Below are 16,586 nucleotides of genomic sequence, written 5' to 3'. Positions count from 1 at the left end.
TGAATGTCGCCGCTGCCGCAGTGCGGATGACCAGCATGCCAGGGCCGTCTTAGCGCGCCGACCCTGCCGAGTGACCAGCCAGACCAGGATTCAACGCTATGTGCTTGTACTCGATGAAGTCATCAAGTGCAGCATGTCCGTTAAGCCTGCCCAGGCCAGACAGCTTGAACCCGCCCTCTTCTGTGCCGTCATACACCTTCGCCCAATCATTGACGAAGACGCTGCCCGCCTCCAGCGCCCCAGCAACACGCAGGGCGCGGTTGATATCCTGCGTCCAAACGCTGGCTGACAATCCGTAGTCGCTGTCGTTGGCAAGGTCGATGGCTTCAGCCTCGTCGCCGAAACGCTGGAGGGTGAGAACGGGCCCGAAGGTCTCTTCCTGAACGATAGCCAGGCTGTTGTCACTGACCTCGATCATGGCGGGGCGAAAGAAGGCTCCTTTGGCGAGCGGACCATCGGTAAACGGCCCCCCTCTGACGACGGCCGTCGCACCAACCTTCAAGGCGTGTCTGACGACCTCGTCGACGCGGGCGACATTCGCCTTGTCGATCAAAGGCCCCATGTCACTGGCTGGATCGGAGGCTGGGCCCACACGCACGGCGCTCAGCCGCTCGGCAAGCTGATCCCGAACCGTATCGTACACCCCGTCCTGAACGAGCAGCCGAGAACCCGTCATGCAGAATTGACCAGCGAAAACCGTTAGTGCCTTCTCGAGCACGGGCAGCATGGGTGGAACGTCAGCGTCATCAAAGACAATCATCGGCGCCTTGCCACCCAGTTCGAGTCCGAAACGCTTAATCCGTCGCGCGCCGACCGCACCGATGGCAGCGCCAGTCTTAGTGCTTCCGGTAAAGCTGATCGTCGGCACATCCGCGCTTTCCACCATGAGAGCTGCGCCCTCTGATCCGCTCTCCGCGAAGATGTTCATGACGCCGTTCGGGAGGTCTCTTACCTCGGAGAGGATCTCTGCCAGCACCGCTGCCGTCTGTGCAACCTGGCCGGGCATTTTTACCACCACCGAACAGCCTGCCGCCAGAGCCGGGGCGAACGATCTGGCCCCCAGGATGATCGGCGAGTTCCAGGGCACAATAACGCCGGCCACCCCCATCGGTTGGCGCAGGATAACCGACAGGCTGCCCGGTCGCGGCTGCGTGGCGCGCCCCGCTTCCGTGCGCGCCATTGCGGCCCAGTAGCGCAGTTTGCTCGGGCTCCCATCGACTTCCATTGCAGCTTCACCCCGAACTTTGCCATTCTCGAGCGAAAGGATGTCAATCAGCCGATCCCGGTTCCTTTCGATCGCCTCAGCCATCTGGTCGAGAACCCTGGCGCGCAGTTCTGTGTCGTGCGCCCAGCCAGTGCCGCGAAAAGCGCGATAGGCGGCGGCGATAGCAGCAGCGGCCGCGGCACCGCCTTCATCGGCGTAGTCTCCGATGGATTCATAGGTCGCAGGGTTGATGGAGTTGCTGCGCTGCGACGAAGAGACAAGGCGGCCATCGATCCAATTACTAGCAGAGTAAGTCGTCATCAATGATTGCTCCGGATTTAATAGGGTGTGACACAGCTCCACACCGCCCCGACAGTGGGGCGATATCGCTAACTCACAGTGCCCCCCGGCCAGAACGAGGCGAGAGGGGGCAGCATCGGGCTCAGGCTTGGAATGGTGGTGGATTCTCGCCGCGCAACCGGTAGCTGGGATTCGGCCGCTCGATGCGGATCGACTCCATCACGGTATAGGCGTGATACTTGGTCTGCGTGGTCACACCCGCCAGGCGCTCCGACCAGAGCTTGCCATTGCTGGTCTTTTTTTCGAGGACGTACTTGGTCGTGTAGTTAACCATCGAGTTGATCCAGTTTTCGGTACCGACCCAGAAGCGGTCGAGACCTGGTTCCAGAACAATGTCCATCAGCCGGTCGGATCGCGCGTAAATATCAACGGCCGCCTGCGCACCTTCGAGAATGTCAGCGAAATACTCGATGGACTCCTTGACCAGCTCGGGCGTGCCATACTTCATATGATGACCGGCGACGAGAAAGTCGAAGTCGTACTCCATAATCTGGTGCTGAGCCTCATACCAGGCGGTGATATTCTGCGAGGCATCGCAGTGCATAAAGGTGGCGCTGCCAGGGCTGACGATATCGATGCAGGTCAGCACTTTCTGGGCTGGTGTGTAGATGAAAATGTTGCCGGGACAGTGGTTCTCGCCCTTGTAGGACAGCTCTAGGGTCACGCCACCTACTGTCAGCGTATACTCTTTCGCAAAAGTGATCGTCGGCAGCGGCCGGCACGGATCCGGGAAGCGCTCCAGCAGTTCTTTGGTGATCTCGTGGGCGACAATCTCGACGTCCGGTCCGTAGACGGAAGCGGCACCGATATGGTCGGTATGCCAATGGCTGTAGATCACATGCGTCACCGGTTTGTCGGTGACCTCCTCGATCGCGGCGAGCATGTTCTCGCCGAGCGTCGGTGGGGCATCGATCGCGATCACACCTTCGTCGGTCACCACGAACGCGGCATCATAGCCGCCGCTGGTCACCCAGTAGAAACCGCCGCGCAGTTCCTCACAGTGATAGCCGAGCCTTTTAAAGCGATCGCTCCAGAAATACGCTGGGTAGTATTCAGCTGGGTCGAGGGGATGCTCGCCCGCTTCCGGGAAACCGTAACGATCGATGCCGAAGAAGGCGGGAGTATCTGATGCCGTAATCGGCTTCTGATGGTTGTCACACATGATTTATTTCCTTTCTCTGTTAAATGTATCGCTTGTTAGTGCTCAGAAGCGCAGCACTGCCTTGATGACGCGGCCTGCGGCAACGTCGTCGAATGCTTGGTTGATGTCCGAGAAATCGTAAAAGGTGATGAGCCGGTCAAACGGAAACCGGCCGCTGCGATAGAGTCCGATCAGTTGGGGAATCATCAGCGCAGACACGGCGTCGCCTTGAATAATGCCCTGGAGCGTCTGCCCAACAGCCAGCCGCGACGCATCGACCATCGCCCCCGAATCGGCACTGAATGCAACGAAGCCGAAACACCCCAGAGACGCTAGTGCGCTAATTCCAGCATCCAGGTTCGACGCCCGCCCGCTGGTATCGAGAACGAACTCAACGCCCCGCTGCTCGATCTGCCGAATGGCGGCGGAGACGTCTACCCCGCCCGAGGCGTTAATGACATGTGTCGCACCAAGCTCCATGGCAAGCGTCAGCCTTTGCTCATTCACATCGATGGCAATGATGGTGGCGGCATCAGCCACCTTGGCGCCCATGATCGCGGCAAGACCGACCGCACCGACTCCGAATATGGCAACAGTGGCGCCGACCGGCACCTTCATCGCTTTCAGTATTGCACCTGCCCCGGTCTGCAAGCCGCAGCCGAGCGGCCCGAGGATTTCCAGTGGAATGTCACTTGGCACTTTGACGGTATTACGCTGGTGGGCGAGCGCATAAGTAGCGAACGAGGACTGGCCAAAGAAATGGGCATGGAGATCGCCAGCATCTTGCGCGTTGACACCGATGGAGCCATCCAGTCTGGCGCCAGCAAAGTTGGCCTCCAAAACTTTGTCGCAATAGGCAGGGTGAGAAGACAGACAGGGCTTGCACTGCCCGCAAGAATTGTAGGACAGCACGACGTGGTCGCCGGGCTTCAAGTGCGTCACCGTTGAACCGACGCGCTCAACAATGCCCGCGCCCTCGTGACCCAGAATTGCCGGCAACGGGGTTGGCAACAGCTGCTGCCGGACATGGGCGTCGGTTGCGCAAATTCCTGTCGCAACCATCCGCACGAGCACCTCGTCCGGCCGTGGGTCTTCAACGCTGACATCGTGCATCACGAACGGGGCATCCTTTCGTTCTATCACTGCTGCGCGAGCTTTAGTGGTCATAAGTCGTCCTGCGGGTCTGGTTGGAAAGTGGAACGGGCTCGTAGGCGTTGCCGTTCCGCAAGATGATCGCCCGTACCCGATCGGCATTGTGCTCACCTCAATGAAATACAGAGGTTCGTAAAACGCCTTCACTGTCGCAAAGCACCGTCGCTTGTTATTGGATGGCTGCCGGAGATTTGTATGAGCGTGTGATCACCTGCGAGCGAGAAAATCTCGATCATCGTCGCCTATTCGGCGAATACAATTACCAGGCGTTGCACTGACAGTCAGAGTTCTTGCGGGGTTGGGAATTTGCCTTGGTGCTCTATGCTGCGGCGGCGCATAGAGGTAGGAGTAGCGTCCTATTTATCTTCTCAATCGGGGAGTCGCGTTTGGCAAAAACGTTTGGTGCTAAATGAGGGACCCTGAAATGGGCATTGAAGAGCTACAGACATTCGTGGAAGTTGCTTACGCTGGAGGGGTTTCGCCTACCACCCTCCGCAGGAGTGCACGTACTCCCCTCGCCAGGTCAGCACCCCAGCACGGAAGACTCGGGTTCTAACCGAAATCACGGTAAAGCGTCAAAGGCTGTTCCTTCCTAGGCCGGATTAATGGGGATAGGCTCAGGGGTTACCCCCTGAGGCCTTAAAAGTCGCCCCAAAGGGGAACCTCAGGGTCGGCGAATCACCAGGTTGCGGATTTCGGTCATGTCTTCCATCGCGAAACGCACGCCTTCGCGGCCCAGGCCGGAATCCTTGACCCCGCCATAGGGCATGTTGTCGACGCGATAGCTGGGCACATCGTTGATCACCACCCCACCGACATCAAGGTGATCCCAAGCATCGAACATCTTGAACAAGTCGCGGGTAAAGACGCCCGCCTGCAGCCCGAATTTAGAGGCATTGACCTCGGCGAGGGCAGCATTGAAATCAGTGAAGCGTGATAGCACAGCCACCGGGCCAAATGCCTCTTCAGTGACGATCTTGGTGTCGGCAGGCACAGCTTCGAGCAAGGTGGCGGCGAGCATCGCTCCCTCGCGGTTGCCGCCGCAGAGCAGAGTACCACCAGCGGCAACTGCCTCATTGACCCAGGTTTCGAGCCGCGTCGCTTCCTTGATATGAATCATCGGGCCGATAAACGTGTCGCGCTGCTTGGGATCGCCCGCCACCAGTGTCTTTGTCCTGTCGACCAGCATATCGCGGAAACGGCCGTAGACATCAGTATGGATAATGATGCGCTGCACCCCGATACAGCTCTGCCCCGACTGGTAGAAAGCGCCGAAAACGACACGCTCCAGCGCATCATCAAGATCGGCATCCGCATCAACGATCACCGCGGCATTACCGCCGAGCTCGAGCACCACCTTCTTCTTGCCGCAGCGGGCCTTGAGATCCCAACCGACATCGGGTGATCCAGTGAACGAGAGTAGCTTGAGTCGGTCGTCGGTGGTGAACAGATCAGCACCGTCGCGACTGGCGGGTAGAATCGAGAAGGCACCTTTGGGCAGGTCGGTCTCGGCAAGCACTTCGCCGATAATGATCGCGCCCAAGGGGGTACGGCTCGCTGGTTTCATCACGAACGGACAGCCCACCGCAAGCGCCGGAGCTATTTTGTGGGCGGCTAGGTTAAGCGGGAAGTTGAACGGCGAGATGAACGAACAGGGCCCGATGGGTACCCGTTTCCAGATGCCCTGATAACCTTTAGCGCGCGGCGAAATATCGAGTGACTGTACCTCTCCCGTCATCCGCACCGACTCCTCGGCGGCGATACGGAAGGTATCGATCAACCGGCCGACCTCACCCTCGCTGTCCTTAATCGGCTTGCCCGCCTCGACGCACAGTGCGTACGCGAGCTCATCGAACCGTTCAGTGAAGCGGGTAACGCAATGGGTGAGCACCGCCTGGCGCTCGTAGCTCGCCATCCGCGCCATCGGTTCTGCCGCCTCGATTGCGCCAGCGATCGCCGCGTCGATCGTCGCAGCATCGGCCTGCGCGACATGGAACGCGACCTCACCGGTGAATTTGTCGGTCACTGCAAGATCAGTGTTCGGCTGCTGTGCCACGTTGTTGAGATAGAGCGGATAGATGGACTTGAGCTTGGTCATTCGAAACTCCCGGGGCGCATCCCACTTTTCGGCGAAGCTGGGGAAAAGGATTGCAATTCTTTCGACAGCGCCTTGATGTCGATGTTGAGGATCTGGTCATTCTCCGAATAATCAACTGGGCAGTCGATCAGATGGACGCCCGGCGTGTCGCGGGTATGCGCGAGCAGTTGCTTAAGGTGCTCTGCACTTTCCACTCGATGCCCGATAGCGCCATAGCTTTCTGCATACTTGACGAAATCGGGGTTGCCATAAGTCAGACCCCAGTCTTTGAAGCCCATGTTCGACTGCTTCCAGCGAATCATGCCATAGCTATTGTCGTTGAGAATCAGCACGGTGAGGTTGAGCTTCAAGCGAACGGCGGTCTCCATTTCCTGGCTGTTCATCATAAAGCCGCCATCGCCGCAGATCGCCATCACCTTGCGATCGGGATAAACCATCGCCGATGCCATGGCCGAAGGCAGTCCCGCGCCCATCGTAGCGAGCGCGTTGTCGAGCAGCACGGTATTGGGGCGGTAAGCCGGATAGTCGCGCGCGAACCAGATCTTGTATATCCCGTTGTCGAGGCAGATGATGCCGTCTTCGGGCATCGCCGTGCGGATCTGTTCTACCAGGTAAGGTGGGAAGATAGGGAAGCGCGCATCCCCCGAGATCGACGCGGTATGCTCGACCTGGCCCTTGCGCGCCGCCAGTATCGCGTCGAACGTCCAGCCGCCATTGGAAACGATGTCCTGCTTGATCTGCCAGATAGCATTGGCGATGTCGCCAACAACCTCGATCTGCGGAAAATAGACCGGATCAACCTCAGCGGTCTTGGACGAAATATGGATCACCTGCGCACCGCCCGGCAGCATGAAGAACGGCGGTTTCTCGATCACGTCATGACCGATATTAACGATCAGGTCGGCGGCCTCGACCGCGCGGTGGACAAAGTCGCCCGATGACAGAGCCGCACAGCCGACAAACTTAGGGTGGCGTTCGTCGATCACGCCCTTGCCGAGCTGAGTGGTAAGAAAAGGGATGCCGGTCTTTTCGATGAATTGGTTCAGCATCCTGCAGGTCATAGTGCGGTTGGCACCTGCGCCGACCACCAGGATCGGCGATTTGGCTTTTTCAAGCGCATGCACCGCAGCGCGGATCGACTTCACGTCGGCACTGGGCCGTCGCGTGTGGGTGCGTTTGAGCGGCATCGACTCGGTCTTCTCGTCGGCGATGTCCTCGGGAAACTCGATATGCGTCGCGCCGGGTTTCTCCTCTTCGGCGAGCCGGAACGCCTCACGCACCCGGCTGGGGATGTTGTCGGCGCTGGCGAGCTGATGTGTGAACTTGGTCAGCGGCTTCATCATGTCAACCACATCAAGGATCTGAAAGCGGCCTTGCTTCGACTTTTTGATTGGTTTTTGACCGGTGACCATCAGGATCGGCATACCGCCAAGCTGCGCATAGGCGGCGGCGGTGACTAGATTCGTCGCGCCCGGCCCTAGCGTCGCCATGCACACCCCGGTCTTGCCGGTATGTCGGCCATAGGTTGCAGCCATAAAGCCTGCCCCCTGTTCGTGCCGGGTAAGGATCAATTGAATCTTGGTAGAGCGGCTAAGGCTGTCGAGCATATCGAGATTCTCCTCGCCAGGCACCCCGAAAATATACTCTACCCCTTCTTCCTCTAGGCACTGGATGAACAGATCGGATGCTTTGGTCATGGTGGAATTCTCCTGTAGCAGGCTGCATGAGGGATAGCGAAGTTACCGTGCCTATCCAATACTGGTGGATCGCGTCTTGAAAAAGGGGGCGGGCTTAGGTATCTCGGTATTGCCGCGGATCATCGCCAAGTCCTCAAACGCTTGCGGCGATTTGCAGCGATTTCCGGCACATCGCTTTTGTCCGTCAACGCTCAGAGCATAACGTTCAAGGCGTTTCATAGGTGGCCCGCACGATTGGCGCGACGCTGGTACCCAGGAGTTCGATAGAACGCTTCATTGCCGCCGTGTCTAACGCCGCAGTACTCATCTGGAATGTGATGCGAGACACGCCGCCGAGCGTCTCGTTTAACTTGAGCATTTTCGCTGCCACCGTTTTTGGGTCGCCGATCAGGAAAGCACCTTCGGGGCTGGCCATATCATCGAACTGATGGCGTGTCGGGGCTGGCCACCCACGCTCGCGCCCTATCGTCCCGGTTAGGTGCGCCCAGCCGGGGAAGAAGGCGTCTCTGGCTTCAGCATCCGTTTCACCGACAAAGCCCATCGCGTGAACGCCTACCTTTAGTTTCTCGGGCGGGTGCCCAGCTCTCAGGCCCGCTTCGCGGTAGAGATCGACGAGTGGGCGGAAACGCTCGAAACTGCCGCCGATAATGGCGACCATCAATGGAAGGCCAAGTGTGCCAGCCCGCGCGAATGATGCCGGTGTTCCGCCGACGCCGACCCATAATGGCAATCGCGGCTGGTGGGGGCGCGGAAAGACACCCTCTCCACGAAGCGCTGGGCGATAACGCCCATCCCAGGTGATATTGGTCGTCTCGCCCAGTTTCAGAAACAGATCAAGCTTTTCAGAAAAGAGTTCATCATAAGCCCGAGTATCAAGGCCAAAGAGTGGAAACGCCTCGCCGAACGAGCCTCGGCCGACGACGATTTCGGCACGCCCTTTGGAAATCAAATCGAGGGTAGCGAACTCCTGGAAGACCCGTACTGGGTCGGCGGCGCTCAGTACTGTCACCGCGCTCGTCAACCTAATCTGGCGGGTACGGGCAGCGGCAGCAGCGAGAATAATCGCGGGTGCGGAATCGAGGAACTCGGCGCGGTGGTGCTCGCCGATACCGAATACGTCGAGCCTGACCCGGTCGGCGATTTCGACCTCCTCGAGAAGGTCGGCCATGCGATCGGTGGCTGAGGGAAGCTTCCCGGTCACCGGGTCAGGAAAAATGGCCGCGAAACTGTCGATACCGATTTCCATCATAAGTCCTCATTCAAGTAGGCCATGCTTGATCATCGGCGAATAACAGTGCTGTTCACCCTTGACGAGCGCGATGAAATTTGTGAATTGACTTGTCACTATCACAAAGAATCGACGCTTATTATTGGATGACAGCCCGCAATTTGGATGCGTGTGTTATGCGCGACGCCCAAAGCCCCTTCAAGTACCGCAAAAATCAGATACGAAGAGCGCAAGAACTCGATAGCCCTGCTGACCAACTAACAACATTCCCCTCCTTGGGCGTTCCCCTTTGCGCGACAAAGCTAATCATCGGGCACTACTACCGAAACGAACATTTGAACATGCATAGTACTAGCCAGAGGCAACGACACCTCTGGCGATGTCTACTTTAAGTCCGATGGGGTATCAACGATTTCAAAGCCATTAAATAAAACCTATTCCGAAGGGCCGACTGCTTGAAACAGACCAGGCTAATGCTGTCACTACTAGTGGAGACGGAAAGAGTTATTCATCTAAACCCCGACGCAGCAGCGACACAGCTGCGTCAGGCAATTTCCTTGCTTACCATTGATAGTGACAGCGAGCCTTCGCAGGGCAGAGTCACCAGTAGGTTAGCCCGGTGGCAAATCGCTCGTGTCGATGACTTCATAGATCAGCAATGTAACTCTTCGATATCCACTGCAGCGTTCCTTATTTCGTGACCCAGCTATAAACAAAGGCGTTCTACCGCATCAGGAATAGGTATAGCAATGTTTACCAGGCAACGTTGCAACGAATAGACTCACTTCTTCGTACCGTAGACTCGGTACTCTTTCGATAGACCATTAGCGTTACCAATTAGCGAATATTAACCTTGCGGGTCGTTCGATGGAGCAGCTTTACACGCAGTCGACCTATTCTCCGATCAGCGCCTTTTTAGCTTGAACCCAATAACCACACTGAATAGCTGAATTTGACCTGACAGTCGTAGACTTAAAAGCCGGAACTGTCAGATCAAACCGCGATTACTACACATTAGCGACATCAGGCCTGCATGTTGCTCACAACAACCAGCCAACAAACCTCCTAAGATGCTGGTATTACCGTGCCAAAGGGGCTGTTCTGATCATCATGTTCTCCTGTAGTAAAAGGTGCCCCCTCAATATGGTAGACCTTCGGCTCCTCCGAAAAATACTCTTCTAAGCCCATCATGAACATCTGATGATCTTCACTCTCTTCGAAGCCCGGCGTGTGATCCTCAAGTGACGCCCATTGCACGATCAGGTTGAATAACTCTGGCGTTTCAATTCCTTGTGCGAGCATGTGGCCGCCGTAACCCTTGGCCCGGGTGAGCAAAGGAGCGACCTCGTCAAATGCACGTCTGAACTGTTCAATCTGTTCTTTGTGAACGGGCAGCAGAGCAATTTCATAAACCATGGGATATTCCCTCAAATTGAGTTCAACGGTTAAACATTCACACTTACGAGACGAGCGATGGCTCGACAGCAATCGCGATTTTTCCTCGAAGACCGTTGTTGGGGCTCTCCAGCAGCGCGTGGGCGCTTGGGATGTCGGCAAGCGAATACACAGCGCCAACATGCGGCCGCAGCTGGCCATGCTCAATCAATGCGCTTAATTCATCCAGTTTGCCGCGGTTTTGCCGGGTGAAAACGAAGTGATAACTGGCGTTCTTACCCCAGGCTTCCACAAGGTTTTGCGGTTGGGCAATGTCCACAATCGAGACCACGCGGCCAAGTTGAGCAAGCACGTCGGGGCTGCGCGATAGTGTGTCGCCGCCGATGGTATCGAACACGACATCGACGCCGTGGCCACCGGTTTCCCGCAGGATGGCGTCCACGTAATCCTCTTTCCTGTAGTCGATGACCACATCGGCACCCAGATCCCGTGCGAACTCAAAATTTGCTTCACGCACGGTGGTGAACACTCTCGCACCCATGGCTTTTGCTACCTGGATCGCCACATGGCCGACGCCTCCCGCGCCGCCGTGCACCAGGATGCTCTCCCCCACCCTGAGCGCAGCACGCACGACCAGTGCTTCCCACACCGTCCCTCCAACCAGGGTCAGGCTGGCCGCCTCAAGATGACTCAGTGAGGGCGGCTTCTTCCCGATAATGCTCTCGGCTGCAACGTGGTACTCGGCATAACTTCCTGGGCCGTCAAAAATTTGTGGGGTGTACCAGACCTTGTCGCCTGGCACAAAGCTCGTTACACCTGGCCCAACGGCTTCGACAACACCCGATACGTCATGCCCGGTGATGGCCGGCAGCGGCACCAGGTCTGGGTAGTCGCCACGTCGTATCTGGTAGTCCAGCGGGTTGATGGAGGTTGCGTGAACCCGCACCAGCACTTGTCCCGCCTGCGGCACTGGCTTGGGTACCTCGCTAAGCTCGAACGCTTCCGGGCCAGCAAATGTTTTAAGTATCTGCGCTTTCATTGTATATCCTCACTTCTATAAAAAGGTATATCGAGATTTCTCGATTTAAAATGATAAAAATTTACACGTAGCCTTTGTGATATCAGTCCATAGCAAATCCTCGTTTCTTAAAAAAGAGATATCGAAATTTATCGATATACGCACTTAAATGATTACAGCTCTTTCCTTATGAGCTCAGCAAGAGCACTGATGGTTTCTTCGTTGCGCTTGTAGTAGGTCCACTGCCCGATGCGCCTGACTTCAATCAGGCCCGCTCGTTGCAGCGTTGCAAGATAACCAGACACCGTTGACTGCGATAGCCCGACGCCTTCTTGAATGCTACTGACGCAAACACCCACCTCATGAACGTCCCCTTCATCCTGGGGAGGAAAGTTCTTCACGGGATCCTTTAAACCCCTCAGGATTTCAAGGCGCGTGCGGTTTGAGAGGGCTTTAAATATTTCGATTAATTCCATACTTTCAATTATATCGATGTTTTTAGATATGTCAATACGCGGATCGAGCATTTTTTGATTGGTAGCCCAACAGTCTAGCTACTCTCAAATATGCAAGCCTCTCGAAGAGTATTTAAAAGGATTACTGCCCCCTGTGGCCGTTGGGCAGTTAACGAGGCTGTAGAAAAACCCGGTTTCGAGCCCTCTCCACCGCCAGTCGTCCTAATTCATTTACCCAGCCAGTCCTCTGGCGGGATAATATTAATATCGGCATTCAGCCACTTGAGCGCCCAGCTAAAGCTAGTCGAAGACGGTCTTTAGCTCTTACAAAGCAATATACCCCGCTCCAAGCCCGTCATGATGCGGCCAAATGACCATAATTCGCTAACTTCTCGATATTGTGCACCAAGCAGTAGAGCTGCCACTGGCCCTGTACTTTCTTCTTACCCCGAAGACTGAAGCGGTTCAGTCTTTTCGTCGTGCCAATGTTGCCAAAGACGGGTTCCACGACTGACATACGATGGCTGTAAATTTCTTTGCCCTTGGGGCTATCGACTCGGTGCTTCATCCAGTCGGTGTAATTGGGTAAACGTTTGGTCTCGATAATAAAAGACACTTGTCGACCGGCACCGTGGCGATGGTCAGCCGAGCTTGGGTTCTGCATGCATCGGTATTTCTTTGGGCAATGCCGGCATTGCAGTAAACGCCCTTCGAAGTGCACCCGGATCTGGCCATTGTCGGTTTCCCGTTGCCCGCGATAGGACAGTTTTTCGCCGGTTGGGCAGATACACGTTAGCGCTACCGGATCAAATTGGAACGCGCTAGCTGGCGTCGTCTTTCGCCAGCCTTTATTGGGTATATTCTGGTGGCGCTTGCCGTATTTGTCTTTCTGGTCGGCGAACTTCGGATCTCGGCTGCGGAACTGGTTATCAGGGATGTAGCCATTGATCTGTTGCTCGTGCAGGTACTTCATATTAGCTTCATTGGCAAAGCCTGTATCTGCGGTGACGATGGGGCCTTTCTGATAGATGTTTTCCGCAATCCCCAGCTTCTTAAAACGGGCTTCGACCGTTTCCAGTACGGGCTGCAAAGTGTGGTGTTCCTGGCCTTCGCCAAAGGCCTGGGCATCAATGACGATCTGGTATTTTTTATCCACCGTGGCGACGCCGTTATAGCCTTGAATCGTGCCCTTGCTGGTGGTCATCTTGGCACTTTCGTTATCGGTGAGGTTGCTCTTCACTTCCTTGATTCGCTTTCCCCGGCCCATCCTTGGGCTGTGCGTCTTTAGGAAACGATCCACTTTGTTCATGGCGGTATCTAGCGAGAGAATCGTCTTGGCCCGTCGGATATCCCGATCCAGATCGGCTTCCGTTTCAGCTTCATCACGCGCGTAGTGCTCCAGTAGGTGATGTCGAATCAGGCCTCTCAGCTTCTCCCGCTTCTCACCCAATTCTTTAAACGTGCCAGACCACTCTTTGGAGGCATCGGAGGGCATCTTGCAGCCGTCAATGGCAAAGAGCTCGTTACCCAACAAGCCTTGTTCGTGGCACACAAGCAGCACTTGTTCGAACAGCGCTTCAATCTCATCGGCATGCCGACTGACGAAGCTTGCCAGTGTGGTGTAGTGGGGAACGGTATCGCAGGAAAGGGCTTTGAAAATAATATTGGTCTCACAGCTCCACTGCATTTCACGGCTGGAGGTGATGCCTTTTGAGTAAGCAAACAAAATGATCTTCAACAAGATAGCCGGATCATAGGCCAGCCGACCGGTCGCATCATTGCGGTACTTGGGATGGAAAACAGACAAGTCGAGTTTGTGCTCGATCAGGTAGTGCACAGCGTGTTCAAAGGTGCCTGGCTGGAGCTGATCCTGGTAGTTGATCACCACCATGGCGTTCTGATCGTAGTTATAAGCCTTGAAGCGCGGCATGCTGACCACTCCTCGTCTGTTTTCTCGATCCTACCAAAACTTAGCCGTCAGCGGGGTTTTTCTACAGGCTCAACGCCATACCTCACGGATGCGAGGTAGCTACTTGATGAGATGAGTTCCAACGGCTTGATCCAATGGGCAAGGAAAGTCCGCGCCATCCCCCAATGGCAATGGCAACATACTGGCCCCCGCGGCGTGGCGAGAAACGCTAAAGGCGAATGCAGAGCAGGTACTCTCGCATTACCAAAGCACACCGGTCGCACAAGAACACGGATTACCTGCAGTCTATGTCCGCGCTCTAGAACGAATTGAAGCCTGAATTGATCCAGACACCGAACGCCACGTACGCGAAATGGTGTTACATGGGCTCAATGAATCGTTAGTGCGGGGAGCATAATGGGAAATGATGAGTGTTTAATCGCGTTTTACCGCGGGGAAGGCCACGATCATAAGGGTCGTCGTCGACTAGAAAACATCTGGGCACTCCCCTACTTCTGGCTGGAACACACCCACGACTATATCCAGTGGCTGTTTCCCATCCCGGAAATGGGCCGCTTTAAAGCCTTTGCATCTTTACTGACGTCCCGGGTCGTGTTGGTGCCAATTATGCTAGCAAAATCGATATTGTCACGTGACGGCCGGAGGTATTTCCAATTTGGGGAGCTAGTGGGGGATGATCTGAATCAAGCCTGGATCAGGCCTAAGCAATCGCGTCGGCGACCGACGCAGGTCACCGACGCGATACTGGAGCAGCTTCGGATCCAGCCCTTTTCGCAAGTTAAGAAACATCGGCCCAAACTCATTACGAGCCGGGGTTAAACGCTGTTCCGTTATTGCGTGTCGGGTGGCTGCGTCAACAAAACCCGGCTCATTGGGTAGCAACGGCAGGAATTTTCTCTTGCATCAAGTCATGTAAAATAATATTAGCTTTCTGTCTTCCTTGCGCATGTGCTTGCTTTTGATACCTATTACTGAAAAGACGCGCTTATAAAGCCCTACATCGTATTGGGCAGATAGGTGGCAATAAATGGGAAGCAGAAAATAAACACAATGGTCACGACTTCCATCAGGATGAACCAGGAAGCGCCGTAAAAGACATCCGTGAGCGAAGTATCCTTATCCAGTCCAGCAATGACGTACACGTTCAACCCTATCGGCGGGGTGATCAAGCCGATTTCACACATCTTGATCGCCAATATACCGAACCAGATGGGATCGAAGCCCAGGCTCGTGACAACAGGAAAGAGAATAGGCAAGGTGATGACTAACATGGAAAAGGCATCCAGGAACATTCCCATGGGGACATATAGCAGCAGAATCAGCGCGATAATCACGATAGCGGGAAGTGGTAAGTCGATCACCCAGCCCGAGATCAACTGCGGAATCTGGATCAAACTCAAGAAGAAACTGTAGACCCCTGCGCCCAGCATGGTCATCATGATCATGACCGTCGTGTTGACCGCATCACGCGAAGAGGTACCAATCGACTGTAACTTGGCCGATCTATCCTGCCGAGAAGCCAGCAGAAACAGGATGGAAGCGACCGCCCCAAGCGAGGCTGCCTCGGTAGGCGTCGCCCAACCCGTATAGATGCTACCCAGCACCACAATGATTAATACCAGTAACTGCCAAGAGCGGCGCAACGAGGTAAAGCGCTTTTTCCAACCAACCCGTTCTCCCTTCGGGCACATATCGGGTTTCAGAACAGAGATGATGAAAACCCCGGCCACGAACACGGCGACTGACAGTATGCCTGGCAGAATACCGGCCACCAGCATCTTGCCAGCAGACACTTCCGTCAATGCCGCGTAGAAGACCAACAATACACTCGGGGGGATCAACACGCCCAGCACACCACCGGCCGCGACACAGCCCGCCGAAAGGCGCTTATCGTAGCCGGCCGCCTTCATTTCGGGTAACGAAATGGAGCCTACCGTTGCAGCAGTGGCCACGCTGGAGCCGGATGTCGCGGAGAAACCAGCGCACGTTAGAATCGTAGAAATCGCCAAACCACCGGGTAAATGCCCGCACCACCGCTTCGCCACGTGAAAGAGCGACTTTCCAACCCCCGCATGAAGGGCAAAGTTACCCATGATGATAAATAACGGGATGACGGTTAACAGGTACGCAGCCGTTTCATCAAAGGCAAAATTCTGCAGGACATTATAGACATAGCTCAGATCCTGAACCATGACGATACCGACAATACCCGCCAGACCCAAGGCTGCGAACACAGGGACACCCAACCCCATAAGCACAAAAATAAGCCCCACGGAAATCAAGCCAAGCAAGCCAGGATTATTCATCAGCAGCCCCAAAGGAAGAATAGATAGCAAGAATGAAATGTAACGTCATTTGTATGAAGGCCAGCAGAAGACCACAAGCAACGATAATTTTTACCCACCAGATAGGCATCTGAACGATTCCCCAGCGGAACTCCTTATCTAGAAACGAGCTATAAGCCCCCTCTATGGTGGGCACGGTAATAGCTAACAGGAAAATAGCCGCAAACAACCAACCAATCCCTTCCCACGCCTGCTTGACCGGAAAAGATCTGTTTTCACTTATCAACGACACACGGATATGTTTTTTGTCGTGCTGAGCCCATAACAGGCCCAGGTAAACAATGATTGCCATTGAAACTTCGGAAAACTCGTAAACACCCGGTAGTGGAAAATTGAACAAGCTGCGAGACGTTGCATCGAGTGCAGTAGACAACATCATGAACAGCAGCGCTGCCGCAGCAATGACGCCTGTTATACTCGCCAAGCGCGACTCTATCTTCCGTAATGCAGCTAATTTTTTCACTTCAGCCTGTTTTGGGTCTGTTTTTTCTAATACACCCATCGTGCGTTACTCCAACGGCATGACAAAGCAGTGGGCTGCTATTCAGCAGCCCTGGTGGAAT

Annotated in this window: 13 protein-coding genes; 1 reads left to right on the top strand and 12 read right to left on the bottom strand. The window is 55.3% G+C overall.

Annotated features, from left to right (window positions below):
- Nucleotides 1-49 precede the first annotated feature (49 nt).
- From LMS44_RS10505 to LMS44_RS10460, 10 genes are all read right to left on the bottom strand, one after another.
- The gene (locus tag LMS44_RS10505; protein ID WP_498947254.1) at nucleotides 50-1,525 is read right to left on the bottom strand and encodes an aldehyde dehydrogenase family protein; all 1,476 of its coding nucleotides are present in this window, start codon (nucleotides 1,523-1,525) and stop codon (nucleotides 50-52) included.
- A gap of 121 nt (nucleotides 1,526-1,646) precedes the next feature.
- Complete coding sequence (locus tag LMS44_RS10500) at nucleotides 1,647-2,726, bottom strand: MBL fold metallo-hydrolase (protein ID WP_414120364.1); 1,080 nt, start codon at nucleotides 2,724-2,726, stop codon at nucleotides 1,647-1,649.
- A 42-nt stretch (nucleotides 2,727-2,768) separates the two neighbouring features.
- Complete coding sequence (locus LMS44_RS10495) at nucleotides 2,769-3,872, bottom strand: NAD(P)-dependent alcohol dehydrogenase (protein WP_414120366.1); 1,104 nt, start codon at nucleotides 3,870-3,872, stop codon at nucleotides 2,769-2,771.
- Nucleotides 3,873-4,521: 649 nt separating this feature from the next.
- A complete protein-coding gene (locus LMS44_RS10490; protein WP_414120368.1) occupies nucleotides 4,522-5,955 on the bottom strand; it encodes an aldehyde dehydrogenase family protein in 1,434 nt (477 codons plus the stop codon).
- Entirely contained in the window at nucleotides 5,952-7,652 is a 1,701-nt protein-coding gene (locus LMS44_RS10485; protein ID WP_414120370.1) for an acetolactate synthase large subunit, read from the bottom strand. Before LMS44_RS10485 ends, LMS44_RS10490 begins: the two co-directional genes overlap by 4 nt.
- A 205-nt stretch (nucleotides 7,653-7,857) precedes the next feature.
- Nucleotides 7,858-8,898, bottom strand: a complete 1,041-nt coding sequence (locus tag LMS44_RS10480; RefSeq protein WP_498947294.1) for an LLM class flavin-dependent oxidoreductase — start codon at nucleotides 8,896-8,898, stop codon at nucleotides 7,858-7,860.
- A 1,047-nt stretch (nucleotides 8,899-9,945) separates the two neighbouring features.
- The gene (locus LMS44_RS10475; protein ID WP_498947253.1) at nucleotides 9,946-10,296 is read right to left on the bottom strand and encodes an antibiotic biosynthesis monooxygenase family protein; all 351 of its coding nucleotides are present in this window, start codon (nucleotides 10,294-10,296) and stop codon (nucleotides 9,946-9,948) included.
- Nucleotides 10,297-10,339: 43 nt separating this feature from the next.
- Nucleotides 10,340-11,314, bottom strand: a complete 975-nt coding sequence (locus LMS44_RS10470; protein WP_498947252.1) for a zinc-dependent alcohol dehydrogenase family protein — start codon at nucleotides 11,312-11,314, stop codon at nucleotides 10,340-10,342.
- Nucleotides 11,315-11,466: 152 nt separating this feature from the next.
- Nucleotides 11,467-11,820: an ArsR/SmtB family transcription factor gene (locus LMS44_RS10465; RefSeq protein ID WP_498947251.1), complete on the bottom strand. Its 354-nt coding sequence runs from the start codon at nucleotides 11,818-11,820 to the stop codon at nucleotides 11,467-11,469.
- 283 nt (nucleotides 11,821-12,103) lie between these two features.
- Nucleotides 12,104-13,678: a transposase gene (locus LMS44_RS10460; protein WP_498947250.1), complete on the bottom strand. Its 1,575-nt coding sequence runs from the start codon at nucleotides 13,676-13,678 to the stop codon at nucleotides 12,104-12,106.
- Between the two features lie 396 nt (nucleotides 13,679-14,074).
- Between LMS44_RS10460 and LMS44_RS10455 the strand changes: the two genes are divergently transcribed.
- Nucleotides 14,075-14,497: an opioid growth factor receptor-related protein gene (locus LMS44_RS10455; RefSeq protein ID WP_498947249.1), complete on the top strand. Its 423-nt coding sequence runs from the start codon at nucleotides 14,075-14,077 to the stop codon at nucleotides 14,495-14,497.
- A gap of 176 nt (nucleotides 14,498-14,673) precedes the next feature.
- Here LMS44_RS10455 and LMS44_RS10450 read toward each other — a convergent pair whose 3' ends face one another.
- Both LMS44_RS10450 and LMS44_RS10445 read right to left on the bottom strand, forming a co-directional pair.
- The gene (locus LMS44_RS10450) at nucleotides 14,674-15,984 is read right to left on the bottom strand and encodes a TRAP transporter large permease (RefSeq protein ID WP_138800348.1); all 1,311 of its coding nucleotides are present in this window, start codon (nucleotides 15,982-15,984) and stop codon (nucleotides 14,674-14,676) included.
- A complete protein-coding gene (locus LMS44_RS10445; RefSeq protein ID WP_498947248.1) occupies nucleotides 15,977-16,525 on the bottom strand; it encodes a TRAP transporter small permease subunit in 549 nt (182 codons plus the stop codon). Before LMS44_RS10445 ends, LMS44_RS10450 begins: the two co-directional genes overlap by 8 nt.
- Nucleotides 16,526-16,586: the final 61 nt, after the last annotated feature.

Origin of the sequence: Halomonas profundus (assembly GCF_020865425.1) — a bacterium.
Classification (GTDB): Bacteria; Pseudomonadota; Gammaproteobacteria; order Pseudomonadales; family Halomonadaceae; genus Vreelandella; species Vreelandella titanicae.
Note: the sequence above shows the minus strand (reverse complement) of the source record. Positions and strands in the feature narration are given on the sequence as shown.